19 protein-coding genes are annotated in these 19,253 nt (G+C 58.1%); 8 read left to right on the top strand and 11 right to left on the bottom strand.

Annotated features, from left to right (window positions below):
• Positions 1-79 precede the first annotated feature (79 nt).
• Positions 80-1,813, top strand: a complete 1,734-nt coding sequence (locus tag OKC41_RS15665; RefSeq protein WP_270672144.1) for a site-specific integrase — start codon at positions 80-82, stop codon at positions 1,811-1,813.
• Positions 1,810-2,166 (top strand): hypothetical protein, encoded by a 357-nt coding sequence (locus OKC41_RS15660; RefSeq protein ID WP_201920384.1) that lies wholly within the window; start codon positions 1,810-1,812, stop codon positions 2,164-2,166. Before OKC41_RS15665 ends, OKC41_RS15660 begins: the two co-directional genes overlap by 4 nt.
• A 226-nt stretch (positions 2,167-2,392) precedes the next feature.
• Here OKC41_RS15660 and OKC41_RS15655 read toward each other — a convergent pair whose 3' ends face one another.
• The 11 genes from OKC41_RS15655 to OKC41_RS15605 all read right to left on the bottom strand — a co-directional run bounded on the left by OKC41_RS15655 (position 2,393) and on the right by OKC41_RS15605 (position 12,187).
• Complete coding sequence (locus tag OKC41_RS15655; RefSeq protein ID WP_270672143.1) at positions 2,393-3,478, bottom strand: hypothetical protein; 1,086 nt, start codon at positions 3,476-3,478, stop codon at positions 2,393-2,395.
• A 258-nt stretch (positions 3,479-3,736) separates the two neighbouring features.
• Positions 3,737-4,261 carry a helix-turn-helix domain-containing protein gene (locus OKC41_RS15650; RefSeq protein ID WP_167824804.1) on the bottom strand — a complete coding sequence of 175 codons (525 nt, stop codon included), beginning with the start codon at positions 4,259-4,261 and terminating at the stop codon, positions 3,737-3,739.
• Positions 4,262-4,429: 168 nt separating this feature from the next.
• Positions 4,430-4,921, bottom strand: coding sequence for a hypothetical protein (locus OKC41_RS15645; protein WP_069651784.1), 492 nt, complete (start codon positions 4,919-4,921; stop codon positions 4,430-4,432).
• Positions 4,918-5,238: a hypothetical protein gene (locus OKC41_RS15640; RefSeq protein ID WP_203117406.1), complete on the bottom strand. Its 321-nt coding sequence runs from the start codon at positions 5,236-5,238 to the stop codon at positions 4,918-4,920. Before OKC41_RS15640 ends, OKC41_RS15645 begins: the two co-directional genes overlap by 4 nt.
• A gap of 139 nt (positions 5,239-5,377) precedes the next feature.
• Positions 5,378-5,935 (bottom strand): recombinase family protein, encoded by a 558-nt coding sequence (locus tag OKC41_RS15635; protein ID WP_270672142.1) that lies wholly within the window; start codon positions 5,933-5,935, stop codon positions 5,378-5,380.
• 400 nt (positions 5,936-6,335) lie between these two features.
• Positions 6,336-6,569, bottom strand: coding sequence for a hypothetical protein (locus tag OKC41_RS15630; protein WP_270672141.1), 234 nt, complete (start codon positions 6,567-6,569; stop codon positions 6,336-6,338).
• A gap of 302 nt (positions 6,570-6,871) precedes the next feature.
• Positions 6,872-7,909, bottom strand: coding sequence for a hypothetical protein (locus OKC41_RS15625; RefSeq protein ID WP_270672140.1), 1,038 nt, complete (start codon positions 7,907-7,909; stop codon positions 6,872-6,874).
• Positions 7,910-8,420: 511 nt separating this feature from the next.
• Positions 8,421-9,200 carry a transcriptional regulator ExuR gene (exuR, locus tag OKC41_RS15620; protein WP_201894284.1) on the bottom strand — a complete coding sequence of 260 codons (780 nt, stop codon included), beginning with the start codon at positions 9,198-9,200 and terminating at the stop codon, positions 8,421-8,423.
• A gap of 130 nt (positions 9,201-9,330) precedes the next feature.
• Entirely contained in the window at positions 9,331-10,632 is a 1,302-nt protein-coding gene (locus tag OKC41_RS15615; protein WP_201894286.1) for a TRAP transporter large permease, read from the bottom strand.
• Positions 10,632-11,153 (bottom strand): TRAP transporter small permease, encoded by a 522-nt coding sequence (locus OKC41_RS15610; RefSeq protein WP_043154535.1) that lies wholly within the window; start codon positions 11,151-11,153, stop codon positions 10,632-10,634. The genes OKC41_RS15615 and OKC41_RS15610 overlap by 1 nt, the downstream gene beginning before the upstream one ends.
• Positions 11,154-11,197: 44 nt before the next feature.
• Positions 11,198-12,187, bottom strand: a complete 990-nt coding sequence (locus OKC41_RS15605) for a TRAP transporter substrate-binding protein (protein ID WP_045525242.1) — start codon at positions 12,185-12,187, stop codon at positions 11,198-11,200.
• Positions 12,188-12,623: 436 nt separating this feature from the next.
• Between OKC41_RS15605 and uxaC the strand changes: the two genes are divergently transcribed.
• The 6 genes from uxaC (at position 12,624) to OKC41_RS15575 (ending at position 19,246) form a co-directional block, all read left to right on the top strand.
• Positions 12,624-14,036, top strand: a complete 1,413-nt coding sequence (gene uxaC, locus OKC41_RS15600) for a glucuronate isomerase (RefSeq protein ID WP_201894291.1) — start codon at positions 12,624-12,626, stop codon at positions 14,034-14,036.
• 122 nt (positions 14,037-14,158) lie between these two features.
• The gene (locus OKC41_RS15595) at positions 14,159-15,622 is read left to right on the top strand and encodes a tagaturonate reductase (protein WP_201894292.1); all 1,464 of its coding nucleotides are present in this window, start codon (positions 14,159-14,161) and stop codon (positions 15,620-15,622) included.
• A gap of 9 nt (positions 15,623-15,631) precedes the next feature.
• Positions 15,632-17,119, top strand: a complete 1,488-nt coding sequence (locus tag OKC41_RS15590) for a UxaA family hydrolase (protein WP_201894293.1) — start codon at positions 15,632-15,634, stop codon at positions 17,117-17,119.
• A complete protein-coding gene (locus OKC41_RS15585) occupies positions 17,116-17,664 on the top strand; it encodes a YgjV family protein (protein WP_049637252.1) in 549 nt (182 codons plus the stop codon). Before OKC41_RS15590 ends, OKC41_RS15585 begins: the two co-directional genes overlap by 4 nt.
• A 21-nt stretch (positions 17,665-17,685) precedes the next feature.
• Positions 17,686-18,633 (top strand): sugar kinase, encoded by a 948-nt coding sequence (locus OKC41_RS15580; RefSeq protein WP_128342906.1) that lies wholly within the window; start codon positions 17,686-17,688, stop codon positions 18,631-18,633.
• The gene (locus tag OKC41_RS15575) at positions 18,626-19,246 is read left to right on the top strand and encodes a bifunctional 4-hydroxy-2-oxoglutarate aldolase/2-dehydro-3-deoxy-phosphogluconate aldolase (RefSeq protein ID WP_213319573.1); all 621 of its coding nucleotides are present in this window, start codon (positions 18,626-18,628) and stop codon (positions 19,244-19,246) included. The genes OKC41_RS15580 and OKC41_RS15575 overlap by 8 nt, the downstream gene beginning before the upstream one ends.
• The last annotated feature ends 7 nt before the right edge of the window (positions 19,247-19,253 follow it).

The raw sequence follows: 19,253 nt of genomic DNA, 5'->3' as shown, positions 1-19,253 counted from the left end.
CGATGTGGAGCGGGTGATGTCACTTTGTAGCCGAGATTGGATAAAACTGACCTAATGTTTAATCCGATTGGTATCACATATGCTCTATCCCGGTCTCATCAAAAACCGCTGTGGTGTCTACTGCTACCGCCTGATCTTCCCCCCTTCCCTCCGCCAGTACGGCGCTCCTCGTGAGACCCGTTTCTCACTTGGCACAAAAAGTCGCGCTAAAACGGGAGAATTGTGGATCCATGCTTTCCAACTTGGCAGGCTCCTGCTCGACGAATTATTGGCATTAGTTCAGGAAGTCGATCAGGAAGTAGACATGGCTGAAATCTCAGAAATCATGAAGGCGAAGATCGCCGCAAAAAGAGAGCAAATCCGGCTCGGGGAACAGTTGGCCGCACTGCAAGATGAGATTAACGAGCAGCGCCTTGAAGCACTACGCTCCCGCAAAGAGCTGGCGGCAGCTCAGGCAGTGACTCAGAAGGCGAAGGAACTGGCCCGTACTGCGGTTGGCATTGCCCAACGGACACAAGGCCAGCTCATTGAAGCCCGGCGGACGGCGGACGCTCTCGCCACATTGCCAACAACGATCAACGCCGAGCCTTTACCCGTCGGTAGTGCCTTGGTTGCCCCTTCTGCGCCCGGTCAATCGTTGGAATGGCTGGTGGCCCGATTCAACGAGCACAGCGAACATGTGGAGAAGCTCAAACCCAAGACCCTGAGCCAGCGCAAAAGCAATCTTGCGCGTTTTCTCGATGTTCTCGGCCCGCTGAACAGCGCGGCGCTTGTTGCTGCCGATATTACCCACTATCGAGAGGTTATCCGCACGATCCCTAAGAATCTCCCGAAATTGTCAATCTGGAAAGAGCGCCCTGAGGATCCCTTGCTGCGGCGTAACTGGTATCTGGGCTTAGGCAAGCAGGGCCTGCCATCCCTGTCCGAGCAGGGACAGATGACCCACTTCCATGACGTTAAACCCTTTCTTAAATGGCTTAAGGCTGAGCGGTATGTCGCCGAGGATTTCAGCGACATGCTGACACCCATCAAGAACGATGCCGACTATGAAGAAGGCGGACAACCCTTCACTCAGGAACAACTGGGGAAACTAGTTAATAGACTCTGGCGAGCCGACAGTAGGCTTCCCTACGAACAGCCGAAAGACTGGCATTTCTGGGCTCCATTGCTGGGACTGACTACCGGGATGCGCGGCGATGAAATTGGCAGCCTCACTGTGGCCCATGTCATTGATGTAGGAGGCATAGTCATGCTCAACGTGCCGGGCTCTAAGACCCCTAACGCCGAGCGCCTGATACCGCTCCCGGATGTAGCTTTGAATGCGGGTTTTATGCAGTTGGTGGAATGGGCGCGGATGTCTAGTGACGACGCGCGACTGTTCCCGGACTGGGCGCTTGGCGGCGACTCAGAGGCACCAAACTACTCACACAAGCTGGGCAAGTGGTTCAACCATTACAAGGGAACCGGGTTGTTGGCAAAGCTGGACATTTGGCAAACCGATCATCAAGTCTGCTTTCACAGCCTGCGGCATACCTTCGCCACATGCGCCCACCATGCAGACTCCGACCTGAAACAGATACAGATGATCTTGGGACACGGCTCCGATTTGCGGAAAACCTACGGCTTGCCAGCCCCTAGGGATTTAGGCGCGACGGTGGACTATATCAAGCCAAATGTCAGTTATAGCCCACGGATGCAAGAGGCTTGTGCAACGCTGCGCAACGTCATAAACAGTGTCGATTTCGGCTGTGACCTGACCGGGGTTAATTGGTTGAACTGGCGAAGAGCCAAGAAAATGGGGAATTTGAAATGAGATCCGACATCAGCTTCGAGGACGTCCTGCTGTCCATACAGGCTAGGGTATTGAGCGTGTCGCTGCCCTGTGGGTGCCGCCTGTCTAACGGTCGCCATATCCATCATTGCGAAGGCGTGTGCGAGTGGTTTCAATGGAGCGAGCGCGAATTATCACAGGCAGGGAAAAGGGCGCTCTGGACGCTACTGATCCAGAGTGGCTTCGATGACATCCAGCACGTTTCACCCGCTGACGTGCTGGATTATCTCGACGAGAGCGACAACGGAACGCTCCCGGTGTCTGCTGCCGATTTCAATCTGTGCCTGATGCTGGGGCGTGATGTTCTGGGGGTGACTCGTCAGGTGGTGGCATAGCTGCGAAAGGTTTGATTCTGGGGGCCTAGAACGCCCCCTGTGCGTTTTTGTCGTATGCCATTGGGTAAGATGCCGGATGCTCGCTGGAGAGCTCTAAAGCGGTTTTTGTAAATCGTCCCGGTACTGTCTCACACGTTTACGATCCCCCTTACACCTGACACACCCCGCACATCTACTTTTACTACAGGGTCATTAACCGTCCGTTACCGGGTCAGATGCTTTCTGGTCAGACATCATCCTCCCTTCCTAGGTTAGTGGCTACCCACTTATCTAGCTCGGCAAGCATTGCATCTAGGGGATCTATGCCGGGTGTGCCTGTGTGGTCTTCGGCCTCGATTTTCAAAATTGCAGTGCTGACGTTCTCACTGGGGGATGAGTAGGGAGCTGGTTTTTCTAGGACTTTGGTTTGTGTGGGGCTGGTGGTCTGACTGCTCCGAGCAGCAATGCACTGTTCACTAACCATCGCGGCCATGTTCTCATAAATGGCTTTGCCTTCTCGCGTCATGGAGTGGGGGAAATAATAAATGCCCTCCCCCTTCACCACATTCTTAGCCATATAACCAGCCACCCACGAGATAGCATTCCGCACACCATGGCGGCACTTTATTACCAGTTGCCGCCTCGCGTCGCTACCGCTCCACTTCCCGCCCATCTTCTTAAGTGCTGCGCGTTGCGCGTCCGTGACGTTGCCGGGTGTGAGGGTGTGCAAGTGGGCGCGACCCTCTTTGTCCCTCTCAAGGTTGAAAGAGACATCGAGGCCAAAGATCTCGTCCAGCTTCTTTCGTGCCGAGTCCCTGAGATGCTCAAGGGATCGCAGGGCCTTCTTTTCGGAAAAATTCAGAGTTATGGCTGAATACTCACCTCGACTCGCCTTTAGGTGTCCGAGAATTCCAAAGGCCCACCGCTCAGGTCTGGATAGTTCATCCCATTCAGGGAGGGGGTGTTTCCTCCAATCCTTCCTGACTGCAATCAGGATCTTGTTTTGGTCACTATCAGGGGTAATACCCATAACCACGGGTCGGATCATTTTCTGCGGGTTTTGGTTAGCAGCAAGGCACGCCAGCTCTAGGTTTTGCCGTGCAATTTTGCGTCTCAAACCACGTTCAAAATTTCCATTTTTCCGATTAGAGCGCCGTCCCAAATCCGTCTCTGCATGGTTTGCAAAATGCCATTGCCTGCGAGGCGTGCCATGTGCGTATGAGTCACGTTCTATCCGTTCGCGGATGATCCTCACACGAAATTCAACAACCTTAGGCCGTTCTAGTATTGATGACCGGTCATTGTTCACCGGGTTTTCTGCTGGTATGATCATTAATGTAATTCCTTTATGCCGCCTCATTGGGCGGCTTTTTTTTTTATCGCTCGCCAACGGCAAGCACTCTTTCCAATCTCTTTCATGCCTGTGAAGCGCGTACAGCGACAACTGACCGGTTATGGCCGGTGTCAGTACCTATGGGGATTCCAACGAAAGGACGCCGCGAAATGGGCGTTAGCGAAGAGGTAGGGCCGACTCATCGGCCAAAATTACGGAGTTACTTTGCGACATGGGCGGGGTCGCCGTCAACCTGCATCACTCTGGCGGCACATCGCCCCAGCAATCGCGCTCGGCCCTGATAGCCAATATCTCCTCGTCTGTATAGTCTCTCACAACCAGCTCCGGCAGGGCTTCAACCACTTCCGGCTCCGCTGCCAGTGTGAGAACCCGGCGCAACCCATCAGCGGCTAGCTTGCTGGCTGTGGCACACGCTGAAAGGATCTTGGCCGCTTGGTGCCTGTCACATTCACTATCAATTGTCAGGCTCTCCAGCAGCTCGGCTGTCTTGGTATGGATTTGGTTGCAAAGTGCAACCTGTGACCGGACGAGGCGAGCGCCCTCCGAGGCGGCGAACTCAGAAGATAATGAGGCCCGCAATCCGGCGCGGGCCTCCTCTATCAACTCCTCCCGCATCGAGTCGGGGCGAACACCTGAACGCCCCCGGATCCGTTTCACTGTGGATAGGCTGATTCCCGTCTGCTCGGCGATAGCAACAATAGGCCATCCTGCCGCGAGAGCTGCGGCGACCTGCGCTTCAAGGGCGGGGGAGGTGCGACGCATCGCGGCCCCCCTCTATTCCGAGCGCATCACACGGGGTCAATTGCTCCCATCGGGTGATTGCCAGCTCCACAATTTGCGTAGGCGACATATTCAGAGCACTGGCCCATATCGCCACACGTTCCGCGACTGGACGGGATAGCCGTATTACTTGGACTGTTTTTTGCGGCTTCATGCTTTCCCCTCTCCATGCTCCAAACCCTGCTGCTGTTCGCAGAACATCGTCCATAAACGCGCATTCCCATTTTGATATGTCAGGGTTGCCGCCCGCTCATTGTCATTGGCTATGGGGGCTACTGCCGCCGATTGTGGGATCCTAGACAGCATGGAGACGAAGAAATCATTTTCTACTGGCACATGCATAGAGATCAGATCCACCCCGGCAGGTGATACGAGCAAGGAGCGGACGATCTCGCGCAACCCTAACACCTGCTGCAATGCGAAAAATCTCCGGCTATCCATACGCCTCGCCTCGCATAGATTACGAACAGCCCCATAAAGCCGGGTATCAATAACCCGGGCCTGCTCTTCATTGGTCTTTTGAACCTCAAGGATTACATCGCGAGCCGCCACAACGTCCCCCTTATCCATCAGTTCCAAAGCGTATGAGAGCTTGCCCGCTGTCACACCATGCGCCTGTTCGAAACGTGTTTCCGGGATCATGCTTTACCTCCATTGCGGGCCAATGCCGCCGCTATACGATACGAGCCGCCAAGGCTTCCACGCTCAATAGTGCGCTGACGCTGCTTCTCGATTTCCTCCTTAACTTCCATGCGCATCCTGTCCGCCAAATCTAGATGGGTCTCACGCTCTTCAATCCAGCCGGTTTCCCCTTCACCAGTGATGATCTCGTCGTCTTCAATCTGCTCAACCGGTATACCGGCAAGCTCTGCTAAAAACGCTTTTTCCCTACCTTCCAGATAGTGCGCATCCTCACCCATCCGCTCTGCGAGCTGACGCTTCAATATTGAAATCTTCATGTATAAGCCTATAAATCTCAATAAGTTACAATGATTGCATGTTACACAAATAGATGACCGATCACCATATTTCAGACAAAAAAATACCGGCGCTTGGCCGGTATGTTGTTGCTTTATTCGCGTGTTGTTTGGGTCGTCATTACGCTGCTTTGCAGGCTCGCTTCACACTGGCGGGTGAAATCCCAAAATGTTCGGCGGTCGCCTGGATGCTTGCGCTGTTTTCCTTCCGCCAGATAGCAACGGCGGTATCGTCGATGGTCTTCTCACGCCCTAATGCTTTGCCCTCTGCCTTGGCTTTAGCGATCCCGGCCATCTGACGGGCCTTGATATTTGAGCGCTCCAGCTCTGCGACAGCGGCCAGCATGGTCAGCATTGCCTTACCGATTGGCGTGGATAGGTCGAACCCCTCCCGCAAGCTGATAATCGACACACCCTTGGCTTGCAGCGCCTCAACCGTGTGCAGAACGTCAATGGTGTCACGCCCAAGACGGTCAACGGCGGGAACAATTAGCGTATCGCCCTTCCGCACAAACTTGAACAGCTCGGAGAATCCCGTGCGCTCTAATGCTTTCACTGAGCCAGATATGCCCTCGTCTGCGAACCACGTTTCCACCTTGTGGATCTGCTCAATGCTGTGGCGCTGGGCCTCAACGCTCTGCTCGCCAGTGCTTACCCTCAAATACCCGATGACCGCCATAACCATTCCCCACGTGTAGCTCAAAAACTATAGCTCAAAATATAATGGTGGCTCATATCAAAATCAACACTTTTGAGCCACCATTTTCAGTGGGGTGTTTAGGTGGCTCAAAAGGTACACATTTTGAGCCAAAGCAAGGAAGGGATTAGTCTCGGATTAACAACAGCCACACACAATGTTCAACGTTCGTTGTGGGCGTAGACATGAAAAATGATATCTGAGTTAGTGACCGTTCATCTCTCATGGTCATGCTCTGATCGTTGCAAGTGCTGGTGTCATAATTCAGTCGTTTTATGACACTAAATATTTCTGTTGCTTACAAAGCACTAGAACTCGCAACGGTCAAAAAAAACAGGCAAAAAAAAAGGCCCCATTAGGGCCTTCTTTTGACGTTGTGGCATTACCATAGAATATCAGCAGGCGGCGTTTGATAGGCACTAGGTTTATCAATAACCTTCGGTTTGATCACTCGGTTTCGATCTGGCTTGTTATCAACGATAACGACAGTAGCTACATCTCCGCCTTCCCAGCGTTTAGCTGCCCCACTCTGATACTCCTGAAGAATCTTAGCAAGATCAACAGCTTCAGAGTTGCCTTGACTCACGGATGCAACCTTAGATGCTGAAAAAAACATAACAAACACTCCTCAATTGCAGCTTGAGCACTCCATGCTCGATTAGACATACATGTACCCAGACGTACCCAACGATGTCTTTCTGTAACCATACAAGCTAGGAACTTTTGTGCAAGTGACTTTACCAATTAAGACTACTTGCACTCCCGTTAGTTCCTCATTTTGGGGGCAGGTACACAGATCTGACACATAGCAGTTCACAAGCAATTATCGAGCCAAATGATGCAGAAAATCCATGATTTTCATCATGTAATCTTACAATCACCCTACATTTGCTCGTTAACATTTTGTTCCGTTATTCTTTAGTTATTTTCAGCATCTACGTTAACAACACCTTCGTTAACGGCATCTTCATTAACGGCATCTTCATTAACGGCATCTTCGTTAACGGCATCTTCTTGTGTAGCTACACAGTCATGCTTATCATCACTCTCTTTCAAGTAATCATTAAGATGTACAAGTAAAGGGGCAGAATTGGCGATCCGTTCATCAACTATTGGGCTAAGTATCTTGCTTAGTACAACCAAGGCATCTCCAGGCTCAGTTACTATGCTAAATAACCTATCCTCTGCTTCGATACGATCAATAACATAAGAGTGAGAGGGATACTGAGCAATCAAATGGCTAAGTGCATTCTGTTTAAGAATGCCTTTGTTTAATCTATTCCCATACTCATATGCGATTTGCATCGATCTATGCACCTCGCCTAACCTCATTGGCTCAAGTTGTTCATAGATTGGGCTAAGCAACCCTATTGTGACTTTAGTTGCTGCATCTAATGCCTGTTTGGTACTAAGCCTAGCCCCCATTCTAAGGTCCATGAACTGAGAACGCATTATTTCATTACTACGCTCAGCTAGCGTACTTAACGCTTGAAAAGAATCTAGGCCTGAATTCCTTTCATAAAACTCTTCTTTATTTAATAATTGAATGTCTAATGGACCAAACTCACCACTTTCAGACATACAGATCTCATCTGCTGCCAATGCGAGCAAAGTACCAGAACTCTTACAATATCTATCAACATAAACCGTGATATGATTATAGTGGCTCTGCAATGCTCTACCCATTCTATACGCTGAATCAGGAACTCCCCCATACGTTGACAGCCAAAGAATAACTTTCTCATTCTTTTTACTTTTAGATAACGCATTCCTAAAATCATTGTCAGCTGGCGAACCTATATTTCCTGAATATATTACCAAATCAATCTTTTGCTCAACAGAGAAATATTCAGCAAGCCTTTTCAAATAATCATTTGTTGATATTTGCTGGGACTGTTCTGCACCATCATCACAGTGTTTATCTGAAAGAGTAATTGAGAAGTCTATAGGTTCCATTATTACCTCCTTGTAAATTACTCATATTATGCTCATATGAGGCTAATTTATGAAAGAGATCTCCCTCGCAAGTTGATAAATTTCTTCGTCATCTGGAGGTTGAACCGGCGTCCAAATTTTGGTGTCATAGTGAAGGGTCACAGAAATGATTCGCTGGAACAGGTCATCTAACTTATTGATCTGAAATGATAAACTAAAGATTAGTTGTCACCTCCCCCCAGCTCCACCAAACGTTTGGAAAGGGCCACTTCGCAAGAAGTGGCCCTTTTTGTATCCTTTTTCTCACCTTCAGAGGTTGTATCCGCCCCGCGAGTGCTGTGCATCTCCAGACCAAGGGCCAAAGGCTCTGCGGAGGTGACTGCATTTGACATGGGCCAGCATCCAGGTGATGCGGCCAGCAAAAACCGACGAGTGGAGCAGCAGTTTGCCCGGGCGCTCTGGGCTACGCCATCAGCCCAGCGCCTCCATGGGGTTGAAACAGCTTCGAGGGTTCGCCCCCGAGAATCTTCCACTAGCCGTTGGCAGTGGAAGGCTGGGTCAGATGAACGACTGGATTTTCGGAGAAGAGGTAGCGGTCATCCTCCATTTCGTCATCGAAGATGGTGGCCTGGAAGAGCATCTGCTTGGTGTTCTCCAGGTGCTGCCACATGGCCAGCTTGGCCGCCTGCGGATCCTTGCGCATCAGGGCCTTGAGGATCTGGTCGTGATCGTCGCACCAGCTGGAGATGGCCTTGTCGTCGATATGCTCGTGGAGCTTGCGCCAGTAGGGGTTGCGCTCGCGATGCAGCCAGAGCTGCTCAGTCAGGATCACCAGCACGGAGTTCTGGGTCGCCTTGGCCACCTGGATATGGAACTGCTTGTCCCACTCCGAATCGCGGGCACGATCCTCCTTGCGGGCCAGGGCCTGGATCTTCAGCAGCTCCATGATGTCCTGCTTGGTCACCTGGGTCGCGGCAAACTCGGCGATATTGCTCTCCAGCAGTTGCCTGGCTTGCAGCAGCTCGAAGGGGCCCGCCGTCAACAGGGCGTCATCCAGGGTGGGAGTCGCTTCGGCATACTGGCTCTCCCGGGCGGTCACGTGGATCCCGGACCCTTTCTGCACCGCCACCAGCCCTTCCACTTCCAGCATGATGATGGCTTCGCGCACCACGGTGCGACTCACGTCCATCTCCTCGGCAATCAGCCGCTCGGCCGGCAGACGCTCGCCAACTTGATAACGCTGGCTGGCAATGCGTTGTTTCAGCTCGGCGGCGACTTTCTGATAGAGACGCTTTGATTCAACCAAGTCCATATTCATCTCACTCACACCCCAGCCTCATACTATTCAAGTGCCGGGACTGTCACCCGGATACGGTAACTTGTTATACCAATTTACATGAAAATGAACAAGTGAGCCCTGGGCTCACTTGCTCTCTCATGACTCAGTGCATGCCAAACAGTCCCGGCAGGAAGAGACTGAGTGACGGTATGTAGGTCACCGCCATCAGGCTCAGCAGCAAGACGAAGAAGAAGGGCAGCATAGGCCGGATCAGGGCCTGCAGCTTGACCCCCGAGACCGAACACCCCACAAACAACGCACTGCCCACCGGCGGTGTACAGAGCCCGATGCAGAGGTTGAAGATCATCATGATGCCGAAGTGGACCGGATCCATGCCGAGCTCGGTGACGATGGGCAGGAAGATCGGGGTGAAGATCAGCACCGCCGGAGTCATGTCCATGAAGACGCCCACGATGAGCAGGATCACGTTGATGATGAGCAGGATGACCAGAGGGTTATCGGAGACATTCATCAAGGCGTCACTGATGGTGTAGGGGATGTCCGCATTGGTCATGGCCCAGGACATGCCCACCGAGATGCCGATCAGCAGCAGCACGATGGCGGTGGTGATGACCGAGTCCAGCATGATGGCCGGCAGATCCTTGAACTTCACTTCGCGGTAGATGAGCACCGAGAGTACGAAGGTGTAGACCACGGCGATGGCGGAGGCTTCGGTGGCGGTGAAGATGCCCCCCAGGATCCCGCCCATGACCACCACCACCAGCAGCAGGCTGGGGATGGCATCCCAGAAGGCGCGCATCACCATGGCAAAGGAGGGTCGCTCCGCAACCGGGTAGCCACGGCGCTTGGCGATGATGGCTCCCACGGCCATGATGCTGAGCCCCATCAGGATGCCGGGGACGTAACCGGCCATGAACAGGGTGGCCACCGAGATGCCGCCGGCGGTCAGGGCATAGATGATGAGCACGTTGGAGGGCGGGATCAGCAGACCCGTGATGCAGGAGGTCACGTTGATGGTCGCCGAATAGGCCGGATCATAGCCGGACTTCTTCTGCATGGGGGCCATGGTGCCACCCACCGCGGCCGCGGCTGCCACCGCCGACCCCGAGATGGAGCCGAACAGCATGTTGGCCATGACATTCACGTGGCCGAGCGAGCCCGGCATGCGGCCCACCAGCACCTGGGAGAAGTTGATGAGCCGCTGGGCGATGCCGCCGCAGTTCATCAGGGTCCCCGCCAGGATGAAGAAGGGGATCGCCAGCAGGGAGAAGCTGTCGAGGCCGGTGGCCATCTTCTGGCCGACCACCGCAAGGATGGTTTCCATCGGCAGCATCATCATGCCGGAGGCCAGGGTCGCCAGGCCGATGGAGAAAGAGATGGGCACGCCCGCGAACACCAACACGAAGAAGGAGCCGAACATGACCAGGGCTATGGTCCAATCCATCAGATGTTCTCCTCTGAGGGGGCAAGATCGGGGGTGGGCGCCAGACTGTCGAGCAGGGTCTCCAGCATGAAGAGCACACAGTAATAACTGATGATGAGGCCGCTCAGGGGCAGCACGGCGTAGACATAGGCCATCGGCAGTTGCATGGCCGGGGAGACCTGGCCGGTGCTGTAGACCTTGGTCACCAGGGTCAGGCCGCCCCACACCATGGCGCCGCTGGAAAACAGCAGCACGCAGAGATCCACGAACAGCTGGTTGGCGAGCTTGCGCCCTCCCTTGAGGTCGGAAACGAACAGGTCGATGCTGAGGTGGCGACGCTTGCCGGTGGCGTAGGCCGCTCCCAGCAATCCCACCCAGATCATGCTGAAGCGGGCTATCTCGTCGGTCATGGTGCTCGGCTGTGCCAGCACGTAGCGACTGAACACCTGCCAGACCACGCAGACTACCAGCATGGCCATCACGGCGACGGTAAACCCGGCGAGCAACCTGTCGATGGGTTGCTTGAACTTTTCAAGACGCATTGCGGTTCTCCCGGGAGGGCGATCTCGTCGCCCTCCCCTCATGATTACTGACCGGCTTCATTCTCGATCTTGGTGAGCCACTCACCGCGTACCGGATCCTTGCGGAAATCGTCATACAGGGGGGCCAGCGCAGTGCGGAAAGCCTCCTTGTCGACCTGGATGAAGGTGGCCCCCGCGTCGGTCGCCTGCTTGCGAGATGCCGCGACCTCCTTGTCCCACAGCTCCTGTTCGTAGGTTTCCGAGTGCTTGGCGGCAGTGGTGAGGATGGCCTTCTGCTCGTCGGAAAGCTTGTCCAGCACCTTGCTCGAGATCACCAGGAAATCGGGCACAGAAGTGTGCTGATCTTCGGCGTAGAACTTGGCCACCTCGACATGACGAGTCTGCACGTAGGAGGGCTCGTTGTTCTCGGCGCCGTCGATGACCCCTTGCTGCAGTGCGGTGTAGACCTCACCGAAGGGGATCGGGGCCGGGGCCGCACCCAGCAGTTCGATCAGCTTGATGGTGGTGGGGGTGGCGACCACCCGGATCTTCATCCCCTTCATGTCGGCCGGGGTGTGAATAGGCTTGTTGGCGTAGAAGCTGCGGGTCCCCGCCACGTAGGCGGCGATGGAGACGAAGCCCTTGTCACGGGTCTGGGCCATCATGGATTCGCCCACGGGGCCGTAAATGACCTTGTTGAAGTGGGCCTGATCCTTGAACAGGTAAGGCAGGCTGAAGATGGAGAAGGCGGGCGAGAAGGGTTCCATCTCGCTGGCACTGGCCTTGGTCATGTCCAGGGCGCCGTTTTGCAGCAACTCCAGGGTCTCACGGGGACCGCCCATCTGGCCACCCGGGTAGATGCGCAGCTTCATCTTGCCGTCGGAGGCGGTGCTGATCTCCTTGGCCATCTGGGCCAGCGCCTGGTGTACCACATGGTTGGTGTCCAGGTTATGGGCCAGCTTCAGCGTCACTCTCTCCATGGCATGGGAAGAGAAGGCTGTCAGGGCCAGGGGGGCGGCCATCAGGATGGCGGCGGCGATGGTTTTCATTTTCATTGGAGCGGGACCTCAAGTGTGTGCGTTTATCTGCTAGACCTCTTCCCTGAGGAGTCAGTCTTAATGTCCTACATCTTTGTGATGCACACTGTAATTGGTAGAACATCTATGAATGTTGAGAACCATCACAAAAACGGCATACCCCCACAAATGGGCTGTGATAAACCCAACGCAGGTCACATTTTCCCCATCCACAAGAGTAAAAAGGTGTCATACAAACCTCTCATCCAGCCTCTTCATCCTCTTTCCCGCTCTTTCTCACCCTGTTAGGCACCATTGAAGGCCCTATTTGAGACTCAAAATGGTTTAATTCGACGATTTTGTGAGCCGACCGGTGTTTTTTCAATATGGTGACTGGACGAGATGTCTGGCAATGAGAATAATTGGTCCAACAACTATCTCCACTTCACCGAGCACTCTCGTAGGGAGCAAGCGAATGACCGCCTTCATGACCGATGACTTTCTGCTGGATACCGAATTCTCGCGCCAGCTTTATCAAGGCTTCGCCGCCGGACAGCCCATCTTCGACTATCACTGCCACCTGCCGCCCCAGCTGATTGCCGAGGATCACCGCTTCGCCAACCTGTATGAGATCTGGCTCAAGGGGGATCACTACAAGTGGCGCGCCATGCGCTCAAACGGAGTGGATGAACGCTTCTGCACCGGGGATGCCGACGACTACGCCAAGTTCGAGGCCTGGGCCCGCACCGTGCCCCACACCATCGGCAACCCCCTCTATCACTGGACCCATCTCGAGCTCAAGCGGCCCTTTGGCATCACGGGCCAGCTGCTGGGGCCGCAGACCGCACAGGCCATCTGGCACCAGTGCAACGACAAGCTGGCCCAGCCCGACTTTTCGGCCCGCGGCATCATGAAACAGATGAACGTCAAGATGGTGGGCACCACGGACGATCCCGTCGACGATCTGCGCCACCACGCCGCCATCGCGGCCGACGGCGACTTCGACATCAAGGTGCTGCCGAGCTGGCGTCCGGACAAGGTGTTCAACATCGACGCCCATGGCTTTGCGGACTATCTGGCCGAACTCGGCCGGGTCAGCGACATCCAGATCCGCACCTTTGCCGATCTGACCCGGGCCCTCGGCGTGCGGCTGGATCACTTCGCCGCACACGGCTGCAAGATTGCCGACCATGCCCTGGACGAAGTGCCCTTCGGCCAGGCCGGCGAACAGGCGCTCGACGCCATGCTGACTCGACGTCTGGGGGGCGCCGTACTGGAGAGCGCCGATGTGGCCGCCTTCAAGACCGCCGTGCTGCTCTATCTGGCGGGCGAATACCACCGGCGCGGCTGGGTGCAGCAGTACCACATCGGGGCGCTGCGCAACAACAACAGCCGCCGCCTGCTGACCCTGGGGCCGGACACCGGCTTTGACTCCATCCACGACGCTCCCGTGGCCAAGGCGCTCTCCCGCCTGCTCGACGCCCAGGACGCGCAAGGGACGCTGCCCAAGACCATCCTCTACTGCCTGAACCCGAGGGACAACGAGGTGCTCGGCACCATGATCGGCAACTTCCAGGGGGACAACCTTCCCGGCAAGATGCAGTTCGGCTCGGGCTGGTGGTTCAACGATCAGAAGGATGGCATGGAGCGCCAGATGACCCAGCTCGCCCAGCTCGGCCTGCTCAGTCGCTTCGTCGGCATGCTGACCGACAGCCGCAGCTTCCTCTCCTACACCCGTCACGAATACTTCCGCCGCATCCTGTGCCGCATGATCGGGCACTGGGTCGCGGACGGTGAGGCCCCGGCCGATCTCGCGCTGCTGGGCCAGATGGTGGAGAACATCTGCTTCCACAACGCCCGCGACTACTTCGCCATCGAGCTGAACTGACCAGAAATAAAAAATGAGGCGGCGGGCATGTCCCGCCGCCGGAGCGGACCATTCCATGGGTCAAACCGCGCCCATCATCCATATCCGCCACAGGGGCACAGCCCCATGAGGACCACAACAAGATGCAACGCCTGAATCGTGATGCCTTCCCGGGGGCCCAATATCCGGACCGCGTGATCCAGTTTGGCGAGGGGAATTTCCTGCGCGCCTTCATCGACTGGCAGCTGGACCTGCTCAACGAGCACACCCGCCTCGACGCCGGCGTGGTCATAGTGCGCCCCATCGACAGCGACTTTCCCCCCAGCCTGAGCACTCAGGACGGCCTCTACACCACCGTCATCCGCGGGCTGGACGAGTCCGGCAAGGCCATCAGCACCCAGCGCCTGATCCGCAGCGTCAACCGCGAACTGAGCTGCTATCGCCAGTTCGACGAGGTGCTGGCACTGGCGCGCAACCCGGATATCCGCTTCCTCTTCTCCAACACCACGGAAGCCGGGATCAGCTATCACGCCGACGACCAGTTCGACGACACTCCGCCCGCGAGCTTCCCGGCCAAGCTGACCCGCTTGCTGTTCGAGCGCTTCAGTCACTTTGACGGCGCCGCCGACAAGGGCTGGGTGCTGCTGCCGTGCGAGCTCATCGACTACAACGGCGACGCCCTGCGCGAGCTGGTGCTGCGCTACGCCGCCCAGTGGCAGCTGCCAGACGCCTTCCAGACCTGGCTGCGCGAACACAACACCTTCTGCTCCACCCTGGTGGATCGCATCGTCACCGGCTTCCCCCGGGACGAGCACGCCGAGCTGCAGGCGCAATTTGGCTATCAGGATCAGTTCGTGGTCACCGCCGAGCACTTCTACCTGCTGGTGATCCAGGGGCCTGCATGGCTGGCGAGCGCCCTCTGCCTCGATCAGCAGCCCGCCGGGCAGGCACTCAACATCCTCATCGTCGACGACATCAAGCCCTACAAGGAGCGCAAGGTCGCCATCCTCAACGGCGCCCACACCGCCCTGGTGCCGGTCGCCTTCCTGGCCGGGCTCGACACGGTGGGCGAGGCCATGGCCGACGAGGAGATTGGCGAGTTCGTCGAGCGCATCATGCGCGATGAGATAGTGCCGACCTTGAGCCTGCCGCAAGAAGAGCTGCTCTCCTTCGCCCGCGTCGTGCAGGGGCGCTTTCGCAACCCCTTCATCAAGCACCAGTTGCTCTCCATCGCCCTGAACGGCATGACCAAGTTCCGCACCCGTTTGCTGCCGCAGTTGCTGACCTATCAACAGCAGCAGGGCACCCTGGCGCCGCGCCTGAGCTTTGCCCTCGCCGCCCTGCTCGCCTTCTATCGCGGGGAGCGCAACGGACACGCCTATCCGCTGCAGGACGATCAACCCTGGCTCGACGCCTACGCCCGCCTCTGGCCTGCGGTGGAGCGCGGCGAGATCCCCCAGCGCGCCCTGGTGCAAGAGGTGCTCGGGCAGGAGGCCCACTGGGGCCAGTCCCTGTGCGAGGTGCCCGGCTTGGTCGAGCGGGTAGATCTCTGCCTGACCCGGATCCGCGAGCAGGGCCTGCGCGTGGCGCTGGCCGCCTGCTGCTAAGGAGTGACCATGCAAGCCGTGATTCGCATCCACCCCGCCGACAATGTGCTGGTGACCCTGAGAGAGCTCGCCGCCGGCGAGCAGATAGCGCACGAAGGTGTTGCCTTCACCCTGAGCGACCCCCTCCCCCGCGGCCACAAGCTGGCGCTGGTGGCCCTCTCTGAAGGGGATCAGATCATCAAGTACGGTCTGCCCATCGGCCACGCCACCCGCGCCATCGCGGCGGGAGAACATATCCATCACCACAACCTGGCCACCAACCTCAGCGATCTCGACGAGTACAGCTACCAGCCGGAGCTCATCGACGTCAGCACCGCGCTACCGGACCGGGAGATCCAGGTCTACCGCCGCCACGACGGCCAGGTCGGCATTCGCAACGAGCTGTGGATCCTGCCCACCGTGGGCTGCGTCAACGCCCTCGCCAAACAGATGAAGCAACAGCTCGAGCGCGACACCGATCTCGGCGCCATCGACGGGGTGCACCTGTTCAACCACCAGTACGGCTGCTCCCAACTCGGTCAGGATCACCTCAACACCCGCACCCTGCTGCAAAACCTGGTGCATCACCCCAACTCGGGGGGGGTTCTGGTGGTGGGGCTGGGCTGCGAGAACAACCAGATCGCCGCCTTCAGGGAGACCCTGGGCCCCGTCGATGCCGCCCGCGTGCGCTTCATGGTGTGCCAGCAGCACGATGACGAGGTGGAGCACGGGCTGGGGCTGCTGCGCGAGCTGCTCGCGCAGATGCAGCAAGACAGGCGCCAACCCGGTCGGCTCGGCGAGCTCAAATTCGGGCTGGAATGCGGCGGCTCGGACGGCCTCTCCGGGATCACCGCCAACCCGCTGCTCGGCTGCTTCTCCGACTACGTGATCCAGCACGGGGGCAGCTCGGTGCTGACCGAGGTGCCGGAGATGTTTGGCGCCGAACGCATCCTGATGTCCCGCTGCCAGGACGAGCAGACCTTCGACAAGACGGTGCAGATGGTCAACGACTTCAAGCAGTACTTCATCGACCACCAGCAACCCATCTACGAGAACCCCTCCCCCGGCAACAAGGCGGGCGGCATCTCGACCCTGGAGGAGAAGTCCCTCGGCTGCACCCAGAAGGCGGGGCACAGCCAGGTGGTGGACGTGCTGCCCTACGGCGCCCGCTTGCAGCGCCCCGGGCTGAACCTGCTGAGCGCCCCGGGCAACGACGCCGTCGCCACCAGCGCCCTGGCCGGCGCAGGCTGCCACATGGTGCTGTTCAGTACCGGGCGCGGCACCCCTTACGGTGGCCCGGCCCCCACGGTCAAGCTCGCCACCAACAGCGATCTGGCCAGGCGCAAGCCGCACTGGATCGACTTCAATGCCGGCACCCTGATTGAGGGCACCCCCATGAGCAGCCTGCTCGCCCAGTTCATCGACCTCATCGTCGACATCGCCAACGGCAAGCCGACCTGCAACGAGCGCAACGACTTCCGGGAGCTGGCCATCTTCAAGAGTGGTGTCACCCTGTGAGTCTCGAGCTTGGCTGGCTGCAACCGGTCTGGACCCTGATTGAACAGCAGCCCCTGGCGCAAGGCATCGGCCTTGCCGCCATGCTGGTCGGAGTGAGCGCCTTCCTGCAACGGGACGACAGCCGCTTTCGCTGGCGGCTGTGTCTCTACCAGGGAGCCATCGCGGTCCACTTCCTGCTAATGGGTGCCAGCACGGCGGCTCTCAGCGCCGCCCTCAGCTGTGGTCGCACCATCGCCTCGGGGCGCACCCGCAGCCCCTGGGTGATGCTCTTCTTCCTCGTGCTGGTGTGGGTGCTGGGCATCCCCGGGATCACCAGTGCGGTGCAGTGGCTCCCCATCATCGGCACCACCATCGGCACCTGGGGCCTGTTCCGGGCCCGCGGGCTGGCGCTGCGGCTGTGCATGCTGGCGGGCGGCCTGTGCTGGACCAGCCACAACATACTGATCGGCTCCATCGGCGGCAGCCTGATTGAGACCACCTTCCTGTTCGTCAACTGCCACACCATGTATCGCATGTGGCGTCATCCCCTGGCGAACCCCCTGTAACGATTGCAAGGAGTCGAAACCATGACCCGACAGATAGCCGTCATCGGCGAATGCATGGTGGAGCTGCGCCGAGCCGGACAAGGCCTGCTGGCACAAGGTTTCGGGGGCGACACCCTCAACACCGCCCTCTATCTCGCCCGCCTGGGGAGCCAGGCGCTCGCGGTGCACTATGTCACGGCCCTCGGCCAGGACGGGTTCAGCAGCCAGATGCTGGCCGCCTGGCAGCAAGAGGGCATCCACACCGACTGGGTGCAGCGCCTGGCAGACAAGGCCCCTGGTCTCTATCTCATCGACACCGCGGCCGACGGCGAGCGCTCGTTCACCTACTGGCGCAGCGACGCCGCCGCCCGCTACTGGCTGGCGCAACCCGAGGGCGAGGCCATTCTCACCGCCCTGGGCCAGTGCGATCTTGTCTACGTGAGCGGCATCAGCCTGGCCATACTGCCGCCCGCCTCGCGCCAGCGCCTGCTGGAAGGGCTCGCCGCAGCGCGCGCCCGGGGGGCCAGAATTGCCTTTGACAACAACTACCGCCCCCGCCTCTGGCAAGACAAGGAGACCGCCAAAGAGGCCTACACCGCCATCCTGCGCCTGGCGGACATCGCCCTGCTGACCCTGGATGACGAGCAGGCGCTCTGGGGCGACGCGGAGGTCGAAACCTGCCTCGCCCGCAGCCAGGGCTTCGGGGTGGGCGAGATCGTCGTCAAGCGCGGCTCTGAGCCTTGCCTGGTGGTCACGGCAGCGCAGCGGATCGAAATCGCCGCCCTGCGGTTGTCCGCCGAACAGGTGATCGACACCACGGCGGCGGGCGACTCCTTCAGCGCCGGTTATCTCGCCGCACGCCTGCAAGGGGCCGACGTCGCCGACGCCGCCCGGGCAGGCCACCGCCTGGCGGCGGCCGTCATCCAGTATCCGGGGGCCATCATTCCCCCCTCCCACATGCCATCACTCAAGGAAACGCACCATGTCTGATCTCATCCCCCGCCTCGAAGCCCTCAAGGTGATCCCCGTCATCGCGCTGAAAGATGCTGCCCAGGCCGTCCCTCTCGCCCGGGTGCTGGTGGAAAATGGCCTGCCCGCCGCCGAGGTGACCTTCCGCACCCCCGCCGCCGCAGAGGCCATCCGCCAGATGCGTGCGGCCTATCCGGATCTGCTGATCGGGGCCGGCACCGTGCTCAACCGCGAGCAGGTGGATGCGGCCGTTGCGGCGGGCGCCGACTTCATCGTCAGCCCCGGCTTCAACCCGACCACGGTGCAGTACTGCCTGGACAAGAACGTCACCATCATCCCCGGGGTCAACAACCCCAGCCTGGTGGAGCAGGCCATGGAGATGGGGCTGCGCCACCTCAAGTTCTTCCCGGCCGAGCAGTCTGGCGGCATCGCCATGCTCAAGGCCCTGGGCGCCGTCTATCCGGTGCGCTTCATGCCCACCGGCGGCGTGACGCCGGCCAATCTGAAGGAGTATCTGGGGCTGAATGCCGTGATCGCCTGCGGCGGCACCTGGATGGTGCCGGCCAAGCTCATCGACGAGGGCAGGTGGGAAGAGCTGGCCGCCCTGGTAAGAGAGGCCGTGGCGGCCCTGTGATCATCGG

It is taken from the genome of Aeromonas sp. QDB17, from assembly GCF_027705305.1.
In the GTDB taxonomy this organism is placed as follows: domain Bacteria; phylum Pseudomonadota; class Gammaproteobacteria; order Enterobacterales; family Aeromonadaceae; genus Aeromonas; species Aeromonas caviae.
The sequence above is the reverse complement of the archived record's forward strand: the minus strand, read 5'-3'. Positions and strand labels throughout refer to the sequence as shown.

What these genes read in the sequence shown, in the direction of transcription:
- exuR (WP_201894284.1), bottom strand. Translation starts at nt 9,200, where the DNA reads ATGGACTTGGTTGAATCAAAGCGTCTCTATCAGAAAGTCGCCGCCGAG.
- OKC41_RS15580 (WP_128342906.1), top strand. Translation starts at nt 17,686, where the DNA reads ATGACCCGACAGATAGCCGTCATCGGCGAATGCATGGTGGAGCTGCGC.
- OKC41_RS15630 (WP_270672141.1), bottom strand. Translation starts at nt 6,569, where the DNA reads ATGTTTTTTTCAGCATCTAAGGTTGCATCCGTGAGTCAAGGCAACTCT.
- uxaC (WP_201894291.1), top strand. Translation starts at nt 12,624, where the DNA reads ATGACCGCCTTCATGACCGATGACTTTCTGCTGGATACCGAATTCTCG.
- OKC41_RS15645 (WP_069651784.1), bottom strand. Translation starts at nt 4,921, where the DNA reads ATGATCCCGGAAACACGTTTCGAACAGGCGCATGGTGTGACAGCGGGC.
- OKC41_RS15605 (WP_045525242.1), bottom strand. Translation starts at nt 12,187, where the DNA reads ATGAAAATGAAAACCATCGCCGCCGCCATCCTGATGGCCGCCCCCCTG.
- OKC41_RS15655 (WP_270672143.1), bottom strand. Translation starts at nt 3,478, where the DNA reads ATGATCATACCAGCAGAAAACCCGGTGAACAATGACCGGTCATCAATA.
- OKC41_RS15635 (WP_270672142.1), bottom strand. Translation starts at nt 5,935, where the DNA reads ATGGCGGTCATCGGGTATTTGAGGGTAAGCACTGGCGAGCAGAGCGTT.
- OKC41_RS15625 (WP_270672140.1), bottom strand. Translation starts at nt 7,909, where the DNA reads ATGGAACCTATAGACTTCTCAATTACTCTTTCAGATAAACACTGTGAT.
- OKC41_RS15640 (WP_203117406.1), bottom strand. Translation starts at nt 5,238, where the DNA reads ATGAAGATTTCAATATTGAAGCGTCAGCTCGCAGAGCGGATGGGTGAG.
- OKC41_RS15660 (WP_201920384.1), top strand. Translation starts at nt 1,810, where the DNA reads ATGAGATCCGACATCAGCTTCGAGGACGTCCTGCTGTCCATACAGGCT.
- OKC41_RS15575 (WP_213319573.1), top strand. Translation starts at nt 18,626, where the DNA reads ATGTCTGATCTCATCCCCCGCCTCGAAGCCCTCAAGGTGATCCCCGTC.
- OKC41_RS15665 (WP_270672144.1), top strand. Translation starts at nt 80, where the DNA reads ATGCTCTATCCCGGTCTCATCAAAAACCGCTGTGGTGTCTACTGCTAC.
- OKC41_RS15610 (WP_043154535.1), bottom strand. Translation starts at nt 11,153, where the DNA reads ATGCGTCTTGAAAAGTTCAAGCAACCCATCGACAGGTTGCTCGCCGGG.
- OKC41_RS15650 (WP_167824804.1), bottom strand. Translation starts at nt 4,261, where the DNA reads ATGCGTCGCACCTCCCCCGCCCTTGAAGCGCAGGTCGCCGCAGCTCTC.
- OKC41_RS15615 (WP_201894286.1), bottom strand. Translation starts at nt 10,632, where the DNA reads ATGGATTGGACCATAGCCCTGGTCATGTTCGGCTCCTTCTTCGTGTTG.
- OKC41_RS15595 (WP_201894292.1), top strand. Translation starts at nt 14,159, where the DNA reads ATGCAACGCCTGAATCGTGATGCCTTCCCGGGGGCCCAATATCCGGAC.
- OKC41_RS15590 (WP_201894293.1), top strand. Translation starts at nt 15,632, where the DNA reads ATGCAAGCCGTGATTCGCATCCACCCCGCCGACAATGTGCTGGTGACC.